Annotated in this window: 20 protein-coding genes; 13 read left to right on the top strand and 7 right to left on the bottom strand. The window is 65.1% G+C overall.

Annotation, left to right across the window (positions count from 1 at the left end; translation table 11 throughout):
- The 6 genes from sctL to sctC form a co-directional block, all read left to right on the top strand.
- Nucleotides 1–695: type III secretion system stator protein SctL (gene sctL, locus G3N97_RS24410; RefSeq protein ID WP_205995525.1), on the top strand; the 695-nt coding region annotated here is incomplete at its 5' end.
- A complete protein-coding gene (gene sctN / locus G3N97_RS24405; protein ID WP_205995523.1) occupies nucleotides 692–2,044 on the top strand; it encodes a type III secretion system ATPase SctN in 1,353 nt (450 codons plus the stop codon). The genes sctL and sctN, both read left to right, overlap by 4 nt.
- Nucleotides 2,041–2,568, top strand: coding sequence for a type III secretion protein SctO (locus G3N97_RS24400; protein ID WP_205995522.1), 528 nt, complete (start codon nucleotides 2,041–2,043; stop codon nucleotides 2,566–2,568). Before sctN ends, G3N97_RS24400 begins: the two co-directional genes overlap by 4 nt.
- Nucleotides 2,565–3,473 carry a type III secretion system export apparatus subunit SctT gene (sctT, locus tag G3N97_RS24395; RefSeq protein WP_205995520.1) on the top strand — a complete coding sequence of 303 codons (909 nt, stop codon included), beginning with the start codon at nucleotides 2,565–2,567 and terminating at the stop codon, nucleotides 3,471–3,473. The genes G3N97_RS24400 and sctT overlap by 4 nt, the downstream gene beginning before the upstream one ends.
- A gap of 80 nt (nucleotides 3,474–3,553) precedes the next feature.
- The gene (locus G3N97_RS24390; RefSeq protein WP_205995518.1) at nucleotides 3,554–5,005 is read left to right on the top strand and encodes a helix-turn-helix transcriptional regulator; all 1,452 of its coding nucleotides are present in this window, start codon (nucleotides 3,554–3,556) and stop codon (nucleotides 5,003–5,005) included.
- 60 nt (nucleotides 5,006–5,065) lie between these two features.
- Nucleotides 5,066–6,853, top strand: a complete 1,788-nt coding sequence (gene sctC / locus G3N97_RS24385) for a type III secretion system outer membrane ring subunit SctC (protein ID WP_205995516.1) — start codon at nucleotides 5,066–5,068, stop codon at nucleotides 6,851–6,853.
- Between the two features lie 21 nt (nucleotides 6,854–6,874).
- Here sctC and G3N97_RS24380 read toward each other — a convergent pair whose 3' ends face one another.
- Entirely contained in the window at nucleotides 6,875–7,939 is a 1,065-nt protein-coding gene (locus G3N97_RS24380) for a response regulator transcription factor (RefSeq protein ID WP_346778113.1), read from the bottom strand.
- 412 nt (nucleotides 7,940–8,351) lie between these two features.
- Between G3N97_RS24380 and G3N97_RS24375 the strand changes: the two genes are divergently transcribed.
- The 4 genes from G3N97_RS24375 to G3N97_RS24360 are packed head-to-tail and all read left to right on the top strand — an operon-like array spanning nucleotide 8,352 to nucleotide 12,955.
- Complete coding sequence (locus G3N97_RS24375; RefSeq protein ID WP_205995512.1) at nucleotides 8,352–8,537, top strand: hypothetical protein; 186 nt, start codon at nucleotides 8,352–8,354, stop codon at nucleotides 8,535–8,537.
- 19 nt (nucleotides 8,538–8,556) lie between these two features.
- A complete protein-coding gene (locus tag G3N97_RS24370; RefSeq protein WP_205995510.1) occupies nucleotides 8,557–9,663 on the top strand; it encodes an aromatic ring-hydroxylating dioxygenase subunit alpha in 1,107 nt (368 codons plus the stop codon).
- Complete coding sequence (gene menD, locus G3N97_RS24365; RefSeq protein WP_205995508.1) at nucleotides 9,663–11,585, top strand: 2-succinyl-5-enolpyruvyl-6-hydroxy-3-cyclohexene-1-carboxylic-acid synthase; 1,923 nt, start codon at nucleotides 9,663–9,665, stop codon at nucleotides 11,583–11,585. The genes G3N97_RS24370 and menD overlap by 1 nt, the downstream gene beginning before the upstream one ends.
- Nucleotides 11,585–12,955 (top strand): polysaccharide pyruvyl transferase family protein, encoded by a 1,371-nt coding sequence (locus G3N97_RS24360; protein ID WP_205995506.1) that lies wholly within the window; start codon nucleotides 11,585–11,587, stop codon nucleotides 12,953–12,955. Before menD ends, G3N97_RS24360 begins: the two co-directional genes overlap by 1 nt.
- Nucleotides 12,956–12,998: 43 nt before the next feature.
- Here G3N97_RS24360 and G3N97_RS24355 read toward each other — a convergent pair whose 3' ends face one another.
- The 3 genes from G3N97_RS24355 to G3N97_RS24345 form a co-directional block, all read right to left on the bottom strand.
- The gene (locus tag G3N97_RS24355; RefSeq protein WP_205995504.1) at nucleotides 12,999–14,090 is read right to left on the bottom strand and encodes an LLM class flavin-dependent oxidoreductase; all 1,092 of its coding nucleotides are present in this window, start codon (nucleotides 14,088–14,090) and stop codon (nucleotides 12,999–13,001) included.
- A gap of 9 nt (nucleotides 14,091–14,099) precedes the next feature.
- Nucleotides 14,100–14,615, bottom strand: coding sequence for a DUF3455 domain-containing protein (locus tag G3N97_RS24350; protein ID WP_205995502.1), 516 nt, complete (start codon nucleotides 14,613–14,615; stop codon nucleotides 14,100–14,102).
- 189 nt (nucleotides 14,616–14,804) lie between these two features.
- Nucleotides 14,805–15,398 carry a hypothetical protein gene (locus tag G3N97_RS24345; protein ID WP_205995500.1) on the bottom strand — a complete coding sequence of 198 codons (594 nt, stop codon included), beginning with the start codon at nucleotides 15,396–15,398 and terminating at the stop codon, nucleotides 14,805–14,807.
- 257 nt (nucleotides 15,399–15,655) lie between these two features.
- On the opposite strand from G3N97_RS24345, the gene G3N97_RS24340 reads away from it, so the two are divergent.
- The 3 genes from G3N97_RS24340 (at nucleotide 15,656) to G3N97_RS24330 (ending at nucleotide 17,343) form a co-directional block, all read left to right on the top strand.
- Nucleotides 15,656–16,156 carry an HrpB1 family type III secretion system apparatus protein gene (locus G3N97_RS24340; protein ID WP_205995498.1) on the top strand — a complete coding sequence of 167 codons (501 nt, stop codon included), beginning with the start codon at nucleotides 15,656–15,658 and terminating at the stop codon, nucleotides 16,154–16,156.
- 146 nt (nucleotides 16,157–16,302) lie between these two features.
- Nucleotides 16,303–16,881 (top strand): DJ-1/PfpI family protein, encoded by a 579-nt coding sequence (locus G3N97_RS24335; protein WP_110327298.1) that lies wholly within the window; start codon nucleotides 16,303–16,305, stop codon nucleotides 16,879–16,881.
- 126 nt (nucleotides 16,882–17,007) lie between these two features.
- Complete coding sequence (locus G3N97_RS24330; RefSeq protein WP_065060764.1) at nucleotides 17,008–17,343, top strand: ribbon-helix-helix domain-containing protein; 336 nt, start codon at nucleotides 17,008–17,010, stop codon at nucleotides 17,341–17,343.
- 100 nt (nucleotides 17,344–17,443) lie between these two features.
- Here G3N97_RS24330 and G3N97_RS24325 read toward each other — a convergent pair whose 3' ends face one another.
- The 3 genes from G3N97_RS24325 to G3N97_RS24315 form a co-directional block, all read right to left on the bottom strand.
- A complete protein-coding gene (locus G3N97_RS24325; protein WP_205995496.1) occupies nucleotides 17,444–17,737 on the bottom strand; it encodes a hypothetical protein in 294 nt (97 codons plus the stop codon).
- A gap of 283 nt (nucleotides 17,738–18,020) precedes the next feature.
- Nucleotides 18,021–18,920 (bottom strand): hypothetical protein, encoded by a 900-nt coding sequence (locus tag G3N97_RS24320; protein ID WP_205995494.1) that lies wholly within the window; start codon nucleotides 18,918–18,920, stop codon nucleotides 18,021–18,023.
- Between the two features lie 48 nt (nucleotides 18,921–18,968).
- Nucleotides 18,969–20,652 (bottom strand): cyclic peptide export ABC transporter (locus G3N97_RS24315; protein ID WP_205995493.1); only part of this gene is annotated, 1,684 nt, incomplete at its 5' end.

Below are 20,652 nucleotides of genomic sequence, written 5' to 3'. Positions count from 1 at the left end.
CGCTCGACGCCGCGCGCGCCGCGCTCGTCGAAGAGCGCGCCGCGTTGCTCGACGAGGCGCGCGCGCAGGCGCAAACGCTGATCGACCACGCGCGCGACGAAGCGGCCGACATCGTCGCGAACGCGCAGCGCGACTACGCGGAAGCGAGCGAGCAGGGCTATCGCGACGGTTGCGAGCGCGCGCTCGCGGACTGGATGGAGCGTCTCGCGCACGCCGCCGACGCGCAGAACCGGCTGCAGTCGAGCATGCGTGAACGCCTCGCGAACATCGTCGCCACGGCGGTCGAGCAGATCGTGCGCGTGGAGTCGCACGAAGCGCTGTTCGAGCGCGCGCTCGCGACCGTCGATCGTATCGTCGATGGCGCGACGTATCTCCGCGTGGCCGTCTGTCCCGGCGATTTCGACGGCGCGAAAGCGGCTTTCGACCGGCTCGCCGCACGCTGGCGCGATCTGGGCCAGGCGATTCCGATGTCGGTGATTGCGGACAAGCAGCTCGACCCCGGCAGTTGCGTCTGCGAAACCGATTTCGGCACCGTCGATGCCAGCCTCGACATGCAGTTGCGCGCGATGCGCAGCGCGGTGTCGCGCGCGCTCAAGCGCTCGGCGCATACGTCGGCCGAGGCGTTCGACAGTTCAAGCGCCGACGAAAGACCAGAACAAAGCGCGGGCGAAGCGTCCGCGACGGAGGCCGTATGAGCGCGTCGTGGACGGCACACAGCGTGGACCTCGAACGCCTGACCGACGACATCGAGCGCGAGATTCTCGCCGCGCCCGCCGTGGCGCGCACGGGCAAGGTGCTCGAAGTGATTGGCACGCTCATCAAGGTCGGCGGCCTCGACCTCTCGCTCGGCGAACTGTGCGAGTTGCGCGCGCCCAATGGCGAATTGCTGCAGCACGCGGAAGTGATCGGTTTCACGCGCGACGTGGCGCTGCTTTCGCCGTTTGCGCGACTCGAACACATCTCGCGCTCGACGCGCGTGATCGGGCTCGCGCGGCCGCTCGCCGTGAAGGTCGGCGACATGCTGCTCGGGCGCGTGATCGACAGTCTCGGCGAGCCCGTGGACGGCGGCCCGCCCATCGAATCCGACGAAATGCGGCCGATCTTCGCGTCGCCGCCCGATCCCATGAGCCGCCGCATGATCGACGCGCCGCTGCCCACCGGCGTGCGCGTGGTCGACGCGATGATGACGCTCGCCGAAGGTCAGCGCATGGGCATCTTCGCGCCCGCGGGCGTCGGCAAGAGCACGCTGCTCGGCATGTTCGCGCGCGGCGCGTCGTGCGACGTGAATGTGATCGCGCTGATCGGCGAGCGCGGGCGCGAAGTGCGCGAATTCGTCGAGCTGATTCTCGGCCCAGAAGGCATGGCGCGCTCCGTTGTGGTGTGCGCGACCTCGGACCGTTCGTCGATGGAGCGCGCCAAAGCCGCCTATGTGGCCACCGCGATCGCCGAATACTTTCGCGACCGCGGCCAGCGCGTGCTGCTGATGATGGATTCGCTCACGCGTTTCGCGCGCGCCGGACGCGAGATCGGACTCGCCGCGGGCGAGCCGCCCGCGCGGCGCGGCTTTCCGCCGTCGATCTTCGCGGAGCTGCCGCGTTTGCTCGAACGCGCGGGCATGGGCGCGACGGGGTCGATCACCGCGCTCTACACCGTGCTCGCCGAAGACGAAAGCGGCAGCGATCCGATCGCCGAAGAAGTGCGCGGTATTCTCGACGGCCACATGATTCTCTCGCGCGAGATTGCGGCGAAGAATCAGTATCCCGCCATCGACGTGCTCGCAAGTCTGTCGCGCGTGATGCCGCAAGTGGTGCCCGGTTCGTTCGTGGGCGCGTCGGCGCGCATCCGCGAATTGATGGCGCAGCATCGCGAGGTGGAGATGCTGTTGCAGATCGGCGAATATCAGCCGGGCGGCAATGCGCTCGCCGACGAAGCCATCGCGAAAGCGCCTGCGATCAAGGCGTTTCTCTCGCAGCGCACCGACGAATACGCGCCGCCGGGCGATACCGAAGCGCAACTCTATGCGCTCGCGGAGACGGGCGGATGAGCGCCGCCACGAGAAGCGGCGCGGGCCGGCGCGTGATGGCGCTGGAGCGTTCGCTCGCACGCCGCCGCCGTCTGGACGACACGTTGCGCGCGACGCTCGCCGCGCATCGCAACGCGCTGGCCGAACGCGAACGCGCGCGCGAGGCGAAGGCGCAGGAAGTCGCGCGCGAAGCCGAGGTGTTGCGCTTCTACGAACACCGCATCGAATCGATGATGACGGGCGCGCAAGCGTTCGCGCCCGACGTGCTGACCGCGTGCCGCCGCTATATCGACGTGGTCACCGACAAGCTGCGCGTGCTCGACGCCGCGCTCGCCCAAGCGCAAACGCTGGTGCGTGAGAGCGAAGACGCGATGACGCAAACGCGCCGCGAGATCGAGCAGAACCTGGGACGCATCGACCTGTGCGGTGACCGCATCACGCAGATTCTCCGCAAGCAGGACGAAGCGGCCAGCGACGCCGCCGACGAAGAGGCCGAAGAAGCCGCGCTCGCACGGCGCTTTCGCGAGCGGGGCGTGGCCGCATGAACGATATTGTTTCCGCGCTGCCGCAACTCGGCACGCTGATCGTCGGCTATATCACGCTGCTCGGCGTGTGTTCGCTGCGCCTTTTCATCATCATGTTCATGTTTCCGCCCACCGCGGACGGCGTGATGCAGGGCGTCGTGCGCAACGCCGTGGTCGTGCTGTTCAGTTCGTGGGTGGCGTATGGGCAGCCCATTTCGTTCATTCAGGAGTTGCACGGCGTGAAGCTGTTCGAAGTCGGTTTGCGCGAGGCGATGATCGGCGTGGTGCTCGGTTACGCGGCGTCGATCGTGTTCTGGGTGGCCGAAGGCGCGGGCACCTATATCGACGACCTGACCGGTTATAACAACGTGCAGATTACGAATCCGATGCGCCAGGAGCAATCGACACCCACGGCCACGCTGCTCGCGCAGATTGCATCGGTATCGTTCTGGGCGTTGGGCGGCATGACGTTTTTGCTCGGCACGCTGTATGAGTCGTATCACTGGTGGCCGTTGACGTCGTCTACGCCGGTGGCGGGCAATATTCTCGAATCGTTCGTATTGCACCAGACCGATACGCTGATGCAGACGATCGCAAAGCTCGCCGCGCCCATGATGTTCATTCTGCTGCTGATCGATTTTGCCTTTGGTTTTGCGGCGAAATCGGCGTCGAAGCTCGATCTCATGACCTTGAGTCAGCCCGTGAAGGGCGCTGTCACCGTGCTGATGCTCGCGCTCTTTGCGGGGATATTCGTCGATCAGGTGAAAGAGCAGATTACCTTGCGCGGTTTCGCCGAGGATTTGCGCACGATGACGAATGGAAATGCCGAAAGCAAAAATATCGCGCCTGCTCCGGGAACATCCTCAACAAATCCCGCTTCGAATCTCAACAGTCCTCAAATAGAGCCTAAAAATCAGATTAATTGAAGTTCTGACTAAATCGCTCCGGTACATTGAGTTCATGCGCGCCGTGTCAGCCAGCGTGCCATGCAACCAAGGAGTCGATTATGTTTTCGATGCTGTATTTCCCGCTGGTTTCTTCACTCGCCACGCCGGATCCGGTCGTGCCAGCAAATCAGGCCGAACGTTTCGGATTCGCGTTGCGCGAGGGCAAGCTGCTGGCCGCCTCGCATCTGACGAGCCGCTGGATCGACGAAACGAATGCGGCCGGCATGGGCGAACAGGCGTTGCATGGCCTTCAATTGCACGCGGATCTGCAACTGCTGCTGGGCGTCGAAGTGGAAGCCGAGGAAGCCTATCGGCGCTCGCTCAAACTGATTCGGAGTTCGAAGCGTGACATACGCGCCTCGTCGTGCCGCAATGCGGCGTGGCAGGCGCTGTTCCGGCATCGGATCGGCACCGCGCTTTCGTGCTTCGCGCGTGTGGTCGACGAACCCGGCATCGAGCCGGCACGCGCGGCGGAGGCGCGCTTCGGCATCGTCTGCGCGCTGCATGAACTGGGGCGAACCAGCGAGGCCTTGCAGGCGCTCGACGAGTTCGTGCATCGCCTCGATGAAGACGTGGACGATACGGACGGCCATTGGCACGATCTCGCCGCCACGTTGCGCTTCGATCTGGAAGTGCAAACGGCCTTGCGCTGCGCGAGCGAATTGAGCGATCACGTTTATTGGCAATCGGGCGCGGCGGGCGTGACGGCGCGCACGCAGGACGAGGTGCTGCGCGCCGTGCGTGTGCCGCTGCTGCGCGCGCGCATCGACTATCTGCGTCATCTGCAACTCGCCGCGCTGGCCGATCGCAATGCCATCGGCGGCCTGCAGCACCATCTGAACTGGGCGCGCGAGCAGGGCGTCGGCGATTATCAGCGTACGTTGCGGCTGGAGATCGCGCTGGCCGCGCTCGCGGGCGCGCAACCGCACTACGCGCACGCGATGCTGGAGCCGCTGCATCCGCTCGTGCGTGCGGGCGCGATTGGGCATCGTCACATCGAATACCTGTATTGCGCGGCCAAAACGCGGCAGGCGCAGGGGCGCGCGCAGGAGTCGCTGACCTTGTACAGCCGTTACGCGCTGGTGGCGATGCAGTGTCTGCGCGAGGATGCGAGTCTGCAAATGCCGCTCGCGAGCCGTGTGTCGAAGCCCGGCCCGCAACTCGACGACGTGGGTGCGCGCTTGCCCGCGCGTTATCGGCGTGCGTATTCGTATGTGCTCGACAATCTCGATCGGCCCGATCTCTCGGTGCGCGAGATCGCCGCGGAAATCGGCGTGACCGAGCGCGCGCTGCAAAGCGCCTTCAAGAATTTTCTCGGTCTTTCGCCGAGCGAGTTGATCCGCCGTCAACGCATGGAGCGCATTCGCGCCGAGCTGACCGAGCGCGCCTATGCCGCCGATCGCGGCGTGCTGGTGGCCGCGAACAAATGGGGCGTGCAGAACCGCTCGACGCTCGTCAACGGTTATCGCAAGCAGTTTCACGAAGCGCCCTCGGAAACGCTCGAACGCTGACGCCACCCGTTTTATCCGCTTCTTCGCTTGAACCTTCGTTCCATTATCACGATCGACTCCATGAAATCGAAAACGCTGTTTTGCGCCGCGTGGCTCGCGGCGACGCTGGCGCTTGCGCCATTCGACACGGCCAGCGCCGCGCCGGTGCGCTGGCGCAGTTCGACGGTCCATGTCGCCGTCGAGGGTAAGGACCTCAAGGACGTGCTGCGCGACTTCACTGCGAGCCAGGGCGTGGCGGCTTCGATCGCCAACAACGTCGCGGGCACCGTGACGGGGCGCTTCGATATGTCGCCGCAACGTTTTCTCGACACGCTCTCTTCGACGTTCGGCTTTGTGTGGTTCTACGACGGCAGCGTGTTGTCGATCAGTAATGCCAACGATGTCACGCACCAGGTCATCAAGCTCGATCACGCTGCGCCTGGCGATTTGCGCGGCGCGTTGCAGTCGCTCGGCATCGAGGACCGGCGCTTTCCCGTGGTCTACGACGAAGCCGGCGACACGGCGATCGTGAACGGGCCGCCGCAATACGTGCAGATGGTGGCCGAAGTGGCGCGACGTCTCGACGATAGCGCAGGACGGCGCACCGGTTCGGTGATCCGCGTATTCAAGCTCAAGAATGCGTGGGCCGCCGATCACAAGGTGCAGATCGACGGCAACACCATCACGGTGCCGGGCGTGGCGACGGTGCTCTCGAACATGTATCACGCGAAGCAGAAGGAGGGCGGCGGCGCGAACGGCTCGCAGAACGCGATGTCGCCGAACATGCAGCGCGTGCCGCAAATGGCCGACGTGGGCGGCGGTACGTCGGGCGGCGGTTCGCTCAATCCGCCTTTGCCGCAGAACATGCCGCAAGGCGCGGATGCGAGTCTCGGCGGTCTCATCAGCGGCACGCCTGCGCCGGGCCAGGGCGCGGCGGGCAACGTGGGCTACGCCAATGCGCCGGGCAGCAGCGGACAGGGGACATCGCCGAGCGGCGGCGATCTGACCTTGCCCGTGATTCAGCCCGATCCAACCACCAATACCGTGCTGATTCGCGATCTGCCGCAACGCATCGACCAGTACGCGTCGTTGATCGGGCAGCTCGATACGCGGCCCAAGCTGATCGAGATCGAAGCGCATATCGTCGAGATCGACGACAACCTGTTGCAGCAGATCGGCATCGACTGGCGCGCGCATAACAGCCATCTGGATTTCCAGACCGGCACGGGCACTTATCAGCAGAACGGTTATGACGGCAACATCAATCCGAACTTCGGCACGACCACGCTCGCGGACGGCACGACCGTCGTGCAGGCGACGCCTGTGGGCGCGTCGCTGACCGCGGTGCTCGGCGATGCGGGTCGCTATCTGCTCGCACGCATCAACGCTTCGGCGGAGGACTCGAAGGCGAAAATCGACGCGACGCCGAAGGTCGCGACGCTCGACAACGTCGAAGCGGTGATGGACAACAAGACGCGCTTCTTCGTGCGCGTGTCGGGTTACACGTCGGCGGATCTTTACAGCATTTCCACGGGCGTTTCGCTGCGCGTGCTGCCGATGGTCGTGGACGAGAACGGCCAGGTGCGCATCAAGATGAACGTCCATATCGAGGACGGTCAGCTTACCGGGCAGCAGGTCGACAGCATTCCCGTCATCACGAGCAGCGAGATCAATACGCAGGCCGTGGTCGGGCAAGGCGAGAGTCTGCTGATCGCGGGCTACAGCACCGACAATCTGTCGAACGGCGTGACGAGCGTGCCGGGGCTGTCGAAGATTCCGATCATCGGTGCGCTGTTCCGCAACAACAGCGACACCCATTCGCACATGGAGCGCGTGTTCCTGCTCACGCCGCGCGTGCTGGATCTCTGAGGCATGGCGCGCCGCGATCGTTCAATTGCGTCGCCGCGCATTGGCGAGCCGTGCCGCGCGCGGCGGCAATGCGGGCGCGCAATTCGCTTCGCGCTCGTTCGCGGCGTGGGCGGCGAGGTTGTCGGTTCGTGCTGTGCCGCCGTATGGCATGACGCAATCGGGCGTGCGTGTGGTGCTGTAGCCGGCCGTGAAATCGGCGCTGAAACTGGCCTGGTAGCCGGGTGCGCATTCGGTGGCTTCGACGGCCCACGGCTGCGCCTGGCGGGCCGCTTCGCTGCTGCTGTGATGGACGTCGAGCACGCGCGTCGCGCGCACGACGGGCGCGCTGTCGTGCTCGGGCAAGGCGAGGGAGAGTTCGGGCGCGGGCGGCGTGGGCGTCGCCTCGGCGGGCACGCTGTCTTCCTGCTCGTCGCCCATCTCGATGCGATAGCCGTGCGCGTACATCGTGCGCAACTGCACGCCGGCCTCGCCACTGAGTTCGAGCTTCTTACGCAGCTTGTAGATGTGCTGTTCGAGCGTGCGCCCGACGATGTCTTCGGTGCTGCTCCAGATCGCGCCTGCAATGGTGCGGCGGCTCACGTATTCGCCCGCGCGCGAGAACAGCAGCCACGCAATCGCGAATTCGCGCACGGTCAGGCGGATCGGCCGGCCGTCGAGTTGCACGGTGCTCGCGCGCCGGTCGAGCCGGTATGGTCCGAAGCGAATCTCGCCGTCGGCGCGCGCGCTCGAAGCCGCTTCGAATCGGCGACGCGCGAGATGGGTGCGCACGGCCAGTTCGCTGCGGTCGATGGGCGAGCGCACCACGTCGTCGGCGCCGGCATTGAAGGCCTGCTCGATATCCGCGCGGCCGTCGAACGCGCCGACCACGATCAGCGGTGCGCGGCGATCGTCGTAGCAGGCGCGCCGCGCGAACACGGCGCGGTTCGGATCGACCCCGGTGGCGGCGTCCACGATGATGGCCTGATAGTCCTCGCGATAGATGGCGCGCGTGAGCGCGACGTCGTCGCTGAAGCAGCTGCATTCGATCAATTCGTCGAGAAAGCACAGGCAGATCAGATTGAACAGCCTTCGATCATTAGTCAACACAGCGAATTTCAACTTGCTCTCCAATAGCGAGGCTTCAAGCGCCGCATTTGTTATTTCATGGATGCGGCTTTGAACCGCGTATGGCGAAAACTACGGTTGTTCATAAATCAGGGTTGTAAGGAATTGTTTCGCGGAAATTTCTCATCGGATGAGGAATAAAACCCCATCCAGGACGGCAATCAAACGTTTGCCTGGCGAAAGTGGCTAATTGCTTGGGCCGGCACATGAAATCCTTTTCATTGAAGAAGTCGGTATTTATTGCGCCTTCGTATCAACGGCGCGGTAATCCTGACGCGCGGCGCGCATAAAGGATTGATGGATAAGGCTTCGCGGAATCTTTCAAATTGGAAAGGCAAGTTCAGACTTTTTGAGAGTTGCGGCTACGCATCGCGTGGTGCGGCTTCGCACCCGAATGAGCTTTATTGAAACTGAACGCGAAAAACGCGCTTTACACTCGATCGGCAAAAAGCCGCGTGTGCGGCGCGTCATGGCCGAGCAAAAGCCGTTCAGGCGCGACAGAGGTCGGTTTGAATCACCGGATGCGGCCTTTAAACGAATTTTTGTGCTTTGCGACAATTCGCGCAAAGCACTGCAATAGACCGTGGATAGGAGCTTTGATGTCGTTTCTATTAAACGCCTGGTATGTGGCCGCATTCAGCGACGAATTGAACGGCGCGACGCCGCTGGCGCGCACGCTGCTCGATCGTCCCGTTGTGTTGTATCGCGATGGCGAGGGCGTGGCGCATGCGCTCGACGATCGTTGCGCGCATCGCTTCGCGCCGCTGTCGCGCGGACGCGTGGTCGACGGCGCGCTCGAATGTCCGTATCACGGCCTGCGTTTCGATGGCGCGGGCCGCTGCGTTCACAATCCGCACGGCGACGGCCGCGTGCCTGCGCAGGCGCACGTTCGCGCCTATCCGGTCGTGGAGCGTTTTGGCGCGGTCTGGTTCTGGCCCGGCGAAGTCGCGCGCGCCGATATCGCGTTGCTGCCCGCGTTCGATTTCGTCGATCCAGCGCAGAACCACACGCATCATGGCTACCTGAAAACGCGCGCGCATTATCAGCTCAGCGCCGACAATCTGCTCGACCTTAGCCACTTTCAGTTTCTGCATCCCGACACATTGGGCAGCGAAGCCATCGCGAGCGGCGACGTGCAGGCGGGCAGTCTCGGCGAGACTGTTTGGGTGCGCCGCGCGGTGTTCGGGGAGATCTTGCAGCCCTTCGTGGCGGACGGGTTCGGCATTGCAGCGGGGACTTGTGTGGATCGCTGGATGGACGTCAAGTGGACGCCGCCGGGGCTGCTCACGATCGTGGTGGGCGTGACCGGCGCGGGCCAGCCGCGCGAGGCCGGACGCATCGCGCCGTCGGCGCATTGGCTCACGCCGGAAACCGCGCGTACGACGCACTATTTCTTCGCGTTCGGTTTGCCGAAAGCGATGGGCGACGAGGGGCGCGCGCTCGTGCGCTATGCGGTGGAAGGCTTGATGAAGCCCTTCGAACTGGAGGACTTGCCGATGCTCGAAGCGCAGCAGGCATGCATCGGCGACGCGGACTTCTGGGCCGCGCAACCCGCCTTGCTGCCGATCGATCGCGGCGCGATACGCGCGCGCCGCATCATGGAGTCGATGATCGCGGCCGAGCGTGCGGGACACGATCCGCGCGACGCGAACCGCCACGATGGCGCGCGCACGATCGCGATCCGCACGTCGTTCGAGGTGGCGTGATGGCGAGCGTGCCTGAAACGCAGTGCGTGCCATCGAGTTCGCTCAACGCCGCGTGGGTCGATGCGATCGTGGCCGCACTGGAGGCGGCGGGCGTGCGCCGCGCGGTGCTGTGTCCCGGCGGCCGTGCGAGCGCGATGTGTCTCGCGCTCGATCGTCACGCGCGCATTGCCGTGGAGATGGTGAGCAGCGATGAGCGCAGCGGGGCGTTCGTCGCGCTGGGTCTCGCGAAAGCGAGCGGCGAACCTGTTGCGCTGGTGACGACGTCGGGGTCCGCGATCGCGAATGCGCTGCCCGCGCTGATCGAAGCCGAGGCCTGCGATATCGCGCTCGTGGCGATCACCTGCGATCGTCCGCGTAGCTTGCGCGGCGCGTCGTTCGGGCAGATGGCCGATCATTGCGGCGCCACGCGCGCGTTCGTGCGCGCGCAGGTAGATCTCGACGATCCGCGCGATACGCCCGAAGCCGTGCAAGCGATGCGCGCGAGCGTGGCGCAGGTGTTGCGCGCGATGCTCGGGCATGGCGATGACGCGATTGACACCCCACGCGCTGACGCGTTGCCGTCGCCGCGCCGCCGCACGCGTGGGCCGGTCCATCTGAACGTGCCGCTCGCGGGCGTCTACGATGCGATGGAAGTGTCGGGCGTTTCTGCGCAGACGTTGGCGGCGGCCATGCAGCCTTGGACCGATAGTGGCTTCGCACCGCCTGCCGACAACGGCGCGCATGAAATCGAAGCAGCCGTTGAGCGCGTGGTGGCGCGAGCGCGTCGGCGCAATGCGTCGCAATCGTCTGCTGGAGTCGCTGGAATGGCGGGCCTGATCGTCGTAGGCGCGGAGCCTGCTGTGCCACTCGACGCGATTCTCGCGCTCGCGAGCGTGACGGGTTTTCCCGTTGTCGCCGATGCCGCGAGTGGTTTGCGCGCGCAACCCGGCGCATTGAGTCCTGAAGCGGCCGCGCGCGGCGAACCTGGCGCGCTGATCGTCAGCGCCTTCGACGTGTTCGGCGCAGCGCGTCTTGCCGATGCGCGTCCCGATCTGGTGATTCGCTTCGGCCTCGCGCCCGTGCTGCCCGCGTTGCATGCGTGGTTCGAGCAGCATGGCGACGCGCCCACGTTGCGTATCGCAGCGTCGAACATCGCCTGCGATTACCTGCATCCGGGCCTTGATCCGCAAGACGTGCTGGTTGCACCCAACAACGACGCGCTCGATGCACTCGCGCGCGCGTTGTTGAACGCGGCGCAGGACACGACGCGGATCGGCCAGGCCGTCGCGTGGCGCTGGCGCGAACGTTGGGCGAGCGTGGCGGCGTATTCGGCGCGCGAGCGGCGCGCCTGCGTGCGTTCGCTCGCGTGGGGCGAAGTCGCGGCCGTGCATCGTGTGCTCGATGCGCCAGGCTTTGACTTCGTCCACGTGGGTAATTCGATGGCGGTGCGTCACGCCGATATCGGCTACGACGTCAGTGAAAATAATCAGGTTTTCTACACGAATCGTGGCGTGAGTGGAATCGACGGCACGATTGCGACGTTTCTCGGCGAAGCGCTGGCGCGCCGCGACGCGGGTCTGCTCATGATCGGCGATCAGGCCTTCGTTCACGATCTTGGCGCGTTGGCTCTGGCGCAGCGCATCGAGTCGCCGGCGTGTATCTGTATCGTCGATAACGGCGGCGGGGCGATTTTCGACTTCCTGCCCGTCGCGCGCGAGCCAGGCTTTCGCCGCGCGATCCGCAATCCGTATGCGCTGCAATTCGCGGCGCTGGCGCAGGGTTTTGGACTCGCGCATCGGCGTGTCGAAGATCGGGACACGCTCGACGCCGCGTTGATCGAAGCGCGCACGCACGTGGGCGTGACGCTCGTGGAGCTGGCCGTCGACGCCCATTCGGGCGCGGCGCAGATGCAGCAACTGGTTCGCGCAGTGGGAGGCGCATGATGGATTGGCCGCAATTCGACGACCCCGTTCGCAACTCGTATCGCGCGTTGCATCGCTACGCAAGCGCTGCCGCGCCCGACGCAGTCTTTCTCGACGACATGCAAACGCGTATCGACGCGGCGCGCCATCTCGGTTCAGAACGCGCGCGCGCCGCTGCTAACGGCGCGAGGCCGCGCGTCCTGCTGCTCGGTTATCACGGCGCGGGCAATACCGGCGCGGACCTGCGCACCATCGAAACGATCGCGCAGTTGCGGCGTATCTTCGCGCCGCGCGAGCCCGCGTTCACGCTGTTCGCGCTCGGTGATGTGTTCGATCATGCAGCGCTGGCGCACACGCCGCGGCTCGCGCCCACCTTGCCCTATGTGCCGGACGCGCTGGACGTGGCGATCCGCGAAGCGGATCTCGTCGTCAATGTCGAGGGCTCGACCTATACGTCGAAGTTCTCGGATTCGTTGTCGGGCATTTTGATTGGCGGCGTCGCGCTGGCGCACGCGTATGGTTTGCCCGCCGTGTCGTATGGCGTCGATAGCGGCGCGATGAGCGAGCCGCTCACGCGCTTCGTCGCGCATCACGCCGCGCGGACTGGGCACGTGATCTGCCGTAACGCGCAGGCCCGCGAGCAGTTGCGCGAGCTGGGCGTCGAGACGATCGCGGGCGCGGATACCGCGTGGACATGGCGCGCGCCTGCTGTTTCGCGTGCCTCGCGCATCGCTGCGTTGTGTCCGACCAATCCGTTCTGGTGGCCCGTTCGCGCGGATGCTGCGCGCGCCCGTGCGCTAGACGTGCGTGGCGAGACCTCGCCGCATCGATACGGCTTGCTGCACTTTCATACGTGGGATGACGCGCGCGCGCGCGGCTACGAGGCGTATCTTGCGCGCTTTGCTGCGATTGCGACGGCGTTGCGCGCGCGCGGCTATACGCCGGTGATCGTCGGGATGGAGCAGGTGGATCGCGCGGCGTGTCTCGATCTGGCAGCGCGTCTGCCGTTCGAGGCGGCGTGCGTGGTGCGCGGCGAACGCGTGCTCGATGAGGTCGCGAGTGCTGTCGCGCACGCGCATTGCGTGGTGACGACGCGTTATCACGCGAGCGTGCTCGCGCTATCGCACAGCGTGCCGGTGTTCGGGCTTTCGATGGATACGCGCATCGACCGCTTGCTGGCCGAAGCCGATTGCGAAAACTGGCTGGCGCGTTGCGATGCCGACGACGCGCTGCAACGCTGCATCGACGCGATCGATTCACTGGACCATGCCGACGTGCGCGAGCGTTTGAGCGCGAAGCAAAGGCACTATGCGGAGCAGCAGCGCGCGAATATGGAGGCGATGGGCCGGCGTCTCATGGCGATTGTCGAGGCCGCCGGCCAGCGCGTTTGATCGATTGGCGTAACTTTGGCGTAACTTTGGCGCAACCTTGGCTTCACCACGCGAGCGCGGGCTTCCACGCATCGCGCTCCGCTGCCGCTTGCGCGGCCGCGCGCTCGCGCTGCGTATCTTCCGCGAGCACGGGCAGCACGTCGGCGGCGAAGCGGCGCATCGACGCCATGACTTGCGCGTGTTGCAGTCCGCCGAACCAGAAGCTCGCGCTGAAGTAATCGCAGCCCAGTCCGCGGCGAATGCGGCGCAACTGGTGAATGCATTCGTCGGCCGTGCCAATCACCAGAAAATCGTCGCGCAACACGCGCTCGGACGGTTCGTTGGGAAACGCAGCGTCGGGCACGACGCCGTCGATCACATCGCCTTCACCGTGACGCAAACGCAGCGTCGCGCGCCCGTTCCAGCGTGCGTGCTCGATGGCCTCGCTCGCTTCGGCCTCGCTCTGCGCGACGTAGACGGGCCGCTGCGTGCCGACGCGCGTCGCGGGCCACGGCGCGAACAGATCGGGATAGTGCGTGCGCATGTCGGTGAGGCGCGAGATCGGTTCGAGCACGCCGGTGAAGAGATGGGCGCCACGCGCGAGCGCACGCGCGACCGACTCGCGGCGACTCGAATTCACGACGAGCCACGCGGGCATGCGCGGCTGCAGCGGCTGCGGAACCAGTTGCGTGCGGGGAATGGCGAAGTGCTCGCCGTCGAAATCGAATACGGGTTCGCGCAGGGCGCACAGCAATACGTCGATCGCTTCTTCGTCGCGCTCGGCAGTGCGCTCGCGGCGAATGCCGAAGCGTTCGTATTGATAGGCCTGGTAGCCGTAGCCGAGACCGATTTCGGCGCGTCCTTGCGAGAGTACGTCGAGCGTCGCGAGTTCTTCCGCCACGATCAGCGGATGATGCAGCGGCACGGGAATGATCGCGGGCCCCAGACGCAGATGGCGCGTACGCGCCGCGATATGCGCGAGCAACTGCAAGGGCCGCGACGAGGCCGAGTAATTCGTGAAGTGATGCTCCGCGAGCCAGAAGTGCGAGAAGCCGAGTTGATCGGCGGCTTCCGCCATGTCGATGGCACGCGCGTAGAGTGTGGCCGCCGCCTGCGGTTGCGGCGCGGGCATGGTGAGAAAGAGGCCGGTTTGCACGCGCGCCGCCTAGTCGACCGGCGTGGTCGAAGAAGTGACTGAAGAAGTAGCCAGCGGCGCAACGCCTTGCTCGTGATAGATCCTGTACGTCGCCGCATACGGCACCAGCAGCCGCACGCCTTCGACCGTGCAATCGGGCTGCGGCGGCAGACCGCCTTTGGTGTCGATGCGCTGGATCGACGTGACATCGGCGAAACGTCCCTCGCCAGGACGGCGCGCGGCGTCGAACTTCGCCTTGTAGCGCACCCACGTGAGCGTGTTCGCGCCGATCTGATGTTCGGCGAGCGGCGTGCCGATCACATAGCTGCCGTCGTAGGCGATGAAGTGCGGGCCCGGCACGACCGTGCCCGCGCTTTGCTTGTCGGCGGCGACCAGCGTGGCTTCGGAGCCCTGTTCGGCCCACAGCAACTGCGAGCCGCCCGCGACCGCCGACGGCGTGCGGCGGCAGACATACGTCTGGTCGCCGTTCGCCGTGAGCACTTCCTTGAGGACTTCGGTGGGGGACGCGCGCAGATCGGCGGGCAACGAGTCGTTCGCGGTAGGCGGTTGCGCAGACGTCGCGCAGCCGCCCAACGCAACGAGCGCGACGAGCGAGAGAAGCGCGCAGACGGTCAGTGGCGCGCGGTCACCACGAGGCGGAAGGAATGAGCAAGGCGCTTTCATTGGGCGTCGGAAAGAGGCGTCCAGATCCATGGGGTTGGGCGTTCGATGGCGCTATGCCTTGAGGCCCATCATCTGCTGCATGGCGTATTGATCGCGCGTTTCGCCCTTCGCGAGCACGTCCTGACCGAGCGCATTGGCGAGGTCGTCGCGTGCGCTGCCGTTGATCTTGCCGCCGCCGTTTTCATTGGCGGTCTGCTGCAGATCGCTGCCGATGGCGGCGGCGTCGCTCTGGTCGAGCTTGCCGGAACGCACGGCGTCCGCGAGGATGTGCGTGGCCTTGTTGCCGTCGCCCGATTGCAGTGCGCTCATGAACGCGTTGAAGTCGGTCGGGTCGCTCTTCTGGAAATTCTGCATGCCGGTTTGCGCGCCTTGCTGCTGCGCCGCGCTGCCCATCTGCGTGAGATTGTCGGTCGTGGGCGTGGTCTGCGTGGTCGTGCCGGTGTTCGTCCCCGCGTTGGTGCCCGTGTTCGTGCCGCTGCCCGAGCCTGAATCCGAACCGGCGTTCTCTTCCTGCGTGATCTCCATGAGGAGCTGCTCGATCTCCTGCTCGAGCTGCTGCGTGGTCTGCAGCTGCGAGTTGATCAGGCTGTCGGTGCTTTGTCCGGTGCTTTGGGGCACGGTGGTGCCCACGGTGAAATCGTTCATCTGACCTCCGCGAAAGTGCAATGAGCCTGACGATGCAGGGCATGCAGGCGGAATGGCACCGCCTTGACTCTCCCGACGATATAGGGCGCCGGTTTGCGCGCCGGGTCGGCAGCGGAATCGATGTATGAGTTTGCGAAGTTTCGCGTGCCGATGCGCTGCGGATCGATTCACAATCGGTCCACAAGTGATCGACAAGCGGTTTGCGTCGCGACGATCGGCGCTTTTTTGCCATGAATTCGACGGAGTGCTTTAACGTCATGCTGGATCGGATTGCGTCCGATTTCACCGATGCCCCATACCGGCGATGCCCGGCGCATGTCACCGCGCTCTTGCTGAGGATATTCGACGCGGGTTTGTCCTGCGCCTCGCGCGACGAGCTCGAAGATCTGCTCGCGTGCATCGACGTGCTCTGCGAGGAATGGCCGCCGGTGTGTCTCGCGGCGGTGCGTCTGCATATTCGCTACGCCGACTGGATTGGCGCGGTGCGCCTGCTCAAGCGGCTCGAAGCCGCGCAGACCCTGAATCCGACGTCTCTCGCGTTGATGGCGGGCTGCCTCTTCAAGCTCGACGACCCCGACTGGCAGCGCTACGCCGCGACCTTGACGCGCGGCGAGCCGAACCCGCGCGCGGAGACCATTCTGCGCACCTTCGTGCGTGGCGCGGCGACCGTCCAGGGCGTCGGCGCGCGGCCCGGCAGCGCGCCTCAGGTGGGCGGACGCACGGTCTTGCCGATCTCCGGCACGAAGACGCTTTACTAGAGGCGTATGCGGCTGCACTGCGTCGAATAGTCTGACCGCATTTAACCCTCTCGCATTTAACCCTCTATTACCCGTCGCGCCGCCGCGCTTGCTACAGTGTTTTCCGCATTCCCGCTCATCACCGCATCACAGACAGGAAACGGAACATGTCCAAGCGCATTCTCATTCTCGCCGGCGACTTCGTGGAAGATTACGAATTGATGGTGCCGTTTCAGGCGCTCGCGGCGGTCGGTCATTCGGTGTCGGTGGTCGCGCCCGACAAGCGCGTGGGCGATGTCATCCGCACGGCGATTCACGACTTCGAAGGCGATCAGACCTACACGGAAAAGCGCGGCCATAATTTCACGCTGAACGCCGATTTCGCCTCGATCGATCCCGCGAAATTCGACGCGTTGCTCGTGCCCGGCGGCCGCGCGCCCGAATATCTGCGGCTCAACGAAACCGTGATTGCCTGGGTGCGCCATTTCGCCGAAACGAACAAGCCGATCGCCGCGGTGTGCCACGGCGCGCAACTGCTCGCCGCGGCGGGCGTGATCGAAGGACGGCGGATTTCCGCGTACCCGGCCTGCGCGCCCGAAGTCAAACTCGCGGGCGGGCAATATGTGGCGCTCGACTGGCCCGATGCCATCACCGACGCGAATTTCGTGACCGCGCCCGCCTGGACCTCGCACGCCAACTGGCTCGCACAATTCCTCGCGCTGCTCGGCACGCGCATTACGCTTTAATTTTCGCGGCGCACGCGTGCAGGAAGGGATAGCCTGGCGGTGCAGGATTTGAGAGTATTGCGTTACGTAATGCGCAACGGCCGTTGCTCTCGCGCGAACCCGACAGCAAAAAAAGGAACCGATCCAATGTGCGAAATCTATATCAACGCGGATCCCATTCTTTATGAACCGCGCACGCGCGCGCTACGCATCCACGGCGTGGTGACCACCGTGCGACTCGAAAATCTGTTCTGGGATGTGCTGCAGGAAATCGCGCATCGCGAGCAACTCACCACGAGTCAATTCGCCGTCAAGCTTTACGACGAATTGCACGCGTTGCGCGGCGACGAGCCGTTTAATTTCGCGTCGTTTTTGCGCGTGTGCTGTCTGCGTTATCTGTCGACGCTCGCGCCACGCGAAGAAGCCGCGGGCGACGGCTCGCGCCTCAAGGCGTTTCAGCCGAAAGTCGTGCGCGCGGGTTAGCGTGCATTAAAGCCGCTTGCGATAAAAAGACCGCTGCCCGTGAAGGCAGCGGTTTTTTTATGAGGCAACGGCGTCAATCCATTGGGATTGACTTCGCGGCTTACTGACCCGAAGGCGACTTCGTGGAAGGCGTTGCGAGCGTGTTGTTCGTGCCGTAAGCCGGTGCGATCGACGTCGTGTTCGAATTCGCGCCATTCGCCTGATTCGCATTCGACGAACCGGCGCCGCTATCGGAATTGGCGAGGCCCGGCGTGCCGTAGCCGCTTGCGGGCGGCGCGACCGGCGATTTCACGCTCGGCGTCGCGAGCGTGTTGTTTTGCGCGAATGCCGCGCCCGACATCATCAAAGCCGTGGCGGCAGCGGCTGCGAACAGCGTGCTGGTGATGGATTTCATGATTTGCTCCTCCATTATTGGACTGGATTTTCGACATAAACGACGCAAAACGAGGTTTTCGTCATGCTCGATAGCGCAGATAAAACGCCATGCCGTGTATCGACGGCGCGAATTCGAGTTCGCGCCATGTCATGCCAAGTTTAGGAAAGGAGCCGCTGATAATTAAGCACGTTGTACGCAATGGTGAATTTCGATTTTTGATGACAGAGCGAAAGCACTGTTGCGTACAGGGTCTTTGCGCGCGCATCGATCGATTGCGCCGCGCTCATTCAATTTCATTCAATTACGGCCCGAACCAGCCGACCGCGTGAATCTGCTCGATGCGCTGCGCCACGGAAATCGCGCCGTGAATCTCGCCGGGCATCGGCAGATCGATCACGTGCCAGCGACCGTCATCGTCGAGATCGAGCCAGAGCGCGGGGCCGTGCTTGTCGAGGGCATCGTGCGCGTTGTGCGCATCGAGTGCGTCGAGCGTGTCCGTTGTGTCGATGCGCACGAAAGTGCCGGACGCCGCCGTGTCCGTGCGCTGCATCGCGGCCGACATGCTCGCGAGACGCGCGGCATGGCGCTGACGCGCTTCGTCCTTCGTGCGCCGTAAGCTGCTGCGCAACGTGTCCCACACATTGGCGCGCGCGCGGCGTTGCGGGCTTTCGCTCGCGGGCTGCTGCGAGTCGCTGCCCGGTCGCGGCATCGCGACGCCAAGTCCGAGCGTGGGCTGCCCGATCGCAATCAGCACCCAGATGCCCGCGAATGCGATGTCGACATTCAGATGCTGGTCGCCGACCTTGAGCCGCGCGCCGCGCTGCTCGCCGTATTCGTCGACGATCGAAACATCGCGCGGCGCGAGCCCGCAGAGATTCGCGCCGATCCAGCGCAGCATGATGCGGCTCGCGACATAACGATGGCGCTGCGCGGCGTTCGGATGCAGGCGTGCGCGGTTGCGCTCGGTGTCCGAAAGCCAATGCTCGCTTTCGTGAATCGCGACGGGCAGCCAGCTCGCGCGAAAGCGCCACAGATGCAGCTCGCCCGCGCCTGGCGCAGCGAGCTGCGCGGGAAAACTACGCGTGAGCCGATGTGTCGTGAACAGCGGCGTGAGCGAAGCGGCGCGGGTGTTGCGGGTGCTGCGCGCGCGTCGCGCGCCGTAGCGTCGTGTCGAATCCGGTTGCGTGACGATGGTTGACATGCGGTGTGGCCTCCACGCGAGGGTCGGTTCAGGTCTTGGGCGCGAACTTCAAAGCGTGCCGGTGCGCGCGGCGCGCTGCGGCCGCACTTCCTCGACGATGCGGCCGTTTTCCATGCGGATATAGCGGTCCGAGGCGTCGAAGTAGCGGTCGTCGTGCGAGATCACGATCAGCGTCTTGCCCTGACGCTTCAGGTCCGGAAGGATCTCGGTGTAAAAGATGCGGCGGAACGTCGGGTCCTGATCGGCGGCCCATTCGTCGAGCACCATCACCGGGCGCTGCTCGAGATACGCATGCACGAGCGCGAGGCGCTTGCGCTGGCCCGTCGAGAGGTCGGTGGTCGTGAACGCGCCGTCGCGCACCTGCACCTTGTGCGCGATCTCCAGACGTTCGAGGTAACGCTGCGCGTCGGCGCCGAGGCGCGCTTCGCCGGGGATCAGCGTGTCGAACAGGTAGTAGTCGGAGAACAGCGCGGAAAAGCGCTGGCGATACGCGTCGAGATCGCGATCGTCGACGGGCTGTCCGTCCACGCACAAACGCCCCGAGTCGGGCCGGTAGAGGCCGAGCAGCAGCTTGATCAGCGTGGTCTTGCCGCAGCCGTTCTCGCCGACGATAAAGAGCGTTTCGCCGCGCGCGATCGTGAGGTCGACGGGACCGAGTTCGAAGCTGCCGGGCGCGCTGGTTGCTCCGTCGGTGCCGGTGACGTCCTGGTCGGCGGCGGGCGGCGCGGCGAAGCGGTAATGCACGTGATCGAGCGAGATCGTCGTGAAGTTTTCCCAGTCGATGGTGCTCGTTTTTGTCGTCGCCGTCGCGGGCGTCTGCGTTTTTTCAGCGGCCACGAGTGCCGGCTCGCGCGTCGAAAAACGCGCCTGCAAATCGGCGATGCGCTGGAACGCCACCTGCGCGCGGCCGATGACCGGCAACGCGCCGACGATCTCCTGGATCGGCCCTTTCATGTAGAGCAGCACGAGCACGAAGCCGGTCGTGACCGCGCGATCCGCGCCCGCCACGCCGTTCTGAAACGCGAGCATCAGGCCGACCACGATGAAGAACAGCAGCGAGCCGAACGCATTCGCGGAGACGAACACGTTCGCCGCGCGCACGCGCAGACGGCGGATGTCGTCGATCGTGCCGCTCAGTTCGTGCTCGTAGACGAAGCGGCGGCGCGGGCCGTTCAGGCGCAGTTCCTTCGCGCCTTCGGTGATCGAGCGATAGTGCTTCTGCAGCCGGTCTTCCGCGGCGCGCGCGAGACCGAAGCGCGCGATGCCCGCGCGCCGCGCGAGCGTCTGCACGATCGAGCCGAGCGCGATGGCGACGAGCGCGACCAGCAGCATCACGGGCGAGAGCACCAGCAGATAGCCGAGGCAGCCGACGATCGTCGCGGTCGCGATCGCGAGGCTCGAAAACATGAACGAGAAGCCGCTGATCGTATCGATGTCCTGATTGAGCGCGGTGACGAGGCGATGGCTGCGGAACTGTTCGATCTGGCCGATGGGTGCCGCGAGAATGCGCTCGCTGAGATCCTTGCGCAGCATCGCGATCACGCGCTGCCCGACGATGTTGTTGCCGATGTCGGACACCACTTCGCCGATCAGCGCGATCGCGCACAGCCCCGCGAAGCTCCAGAGCAGCGCGGGCAGCGCGTGGCCGCTTTGCAGCGTGCGGTTGGTGACGGCCAGCAGGGCGGCGGTGGCGACGCCGCTGGCCGCGCCCATCAGCGTGGCCAGCACGGGA

The sequence above is a fragment of the Paraburkholderia sp. Ac-20347 genome, from assembly GCF_017104805.1.
Classification (GTDB): Bacteria; Pseudomonadota; Gammaproteobacteria; order Burkholderiales; family Burkholderiaceae; genus Paraburkholderia; species Paraburkholderia tropica.
The sequence above is the reverse complement of the archived record's forward strand: the minus strand, read 5'-3'. Positions and strand labels throughout refer to the sequence as shown.

Coding starts and splice junctions, on each gene's coding strand:
- G3N97_RS24330 (WP_065060764.1), top strand. CDS start 17,008: ATGTGCGAAATCTATATCAACGCGGATCCCATTCTTTATGAACCGCGC.
- G3N97_RS24390 (WP_205995518.1), top strand. CDS start 3,554: ATGTTTTCGATGCTGTATTTCCCGCTGGTTTCTTCACTCGCCACGCCG.
- sctT (WP_205995520.1), top strand. CDS start 2,565: ATGAACGATATTGTTTCCGCGCTGCCGCAACTCGGCACGCTGATCGTC.
- sctN (WP_205995523.1), top strand. CDS start 692: ATGAGCGCGTCGTGGACGGCACACAGCGTGGACCTCGAACGCCTGACC.
- menD (WP_205995508.1), top strand. CDS start 9,663: ATGGCGAGCGTGCCTGAAACGCAGTGCGTGCCATCGAGTTCGCTCAAC.
- G3N97_RS24325 (WP_205995496.1), bottom strand. CDS start 17,737: ATGAAATCCATCACCAGCACGCTGTTCGCAGCCGCTGCCGCCACGGCT.
- G3N97_RS24400 (WP_205995522.1), top strand. CDS start 2,041: ATGAGCGCCGCCACGAGAAGCGGCGCGGGCCGGCGCGTGATGGCGCTG.
- G3N97_RS24320 (WP_205995494.1), bottom strand. CDS start 18,920: ATGTCAACCATCGTCACGCAACCGGATTCGACACGACGCTACGGCGCG.
- G3N97_RS24360 (WP_205995506.1), top strand. CDS start 11,585: ATGGATTGGCCGCAATTCGACGACCCCGTTCGCAACTCGTATCGCGCG.
- G3N97_RS24370 (WP_205995510.1), top strand. CDS start 8,557: ATGTCGTTTCTATTAAACGCCTGGTATGTGGCCGCATTCAGCGACGAA.
- G3N97_RS24335 (WP_110327298.1), top strand. CDS start 16,303: ATGTCCAAGCGCATTCTCATTCTCGCCGGCGACTTCGTGGAAGATTAC.
- G3N97_RS24375 (WP_205995512.1), top strand. CDS start 8,352: ATGAGCTTTATTGAAACTGAACGCGAAAAACGCGCTTTACACTCGATC.
- sctC (WP_205995516.1), top strand. CDS start 5,066: ATGAAATCGAAAACGCTGTTTTGCGCCGCGTGGCTCGCGGCGACGCTG.
- G3N97_RS24340 (WP_205995498.1), top strand. CDS start 15,656: ATGCTGGATCGGATTGCGTCCGATTTCACCGATGCCCCATACCGGCGA.
- G3N97_RS24345 (WP_205995500.1), bottom strand. CDS start 15,398: ATGAACGATTTCACCGTGGGCACCACCGTGCCCCAAAGCACCGGACAA.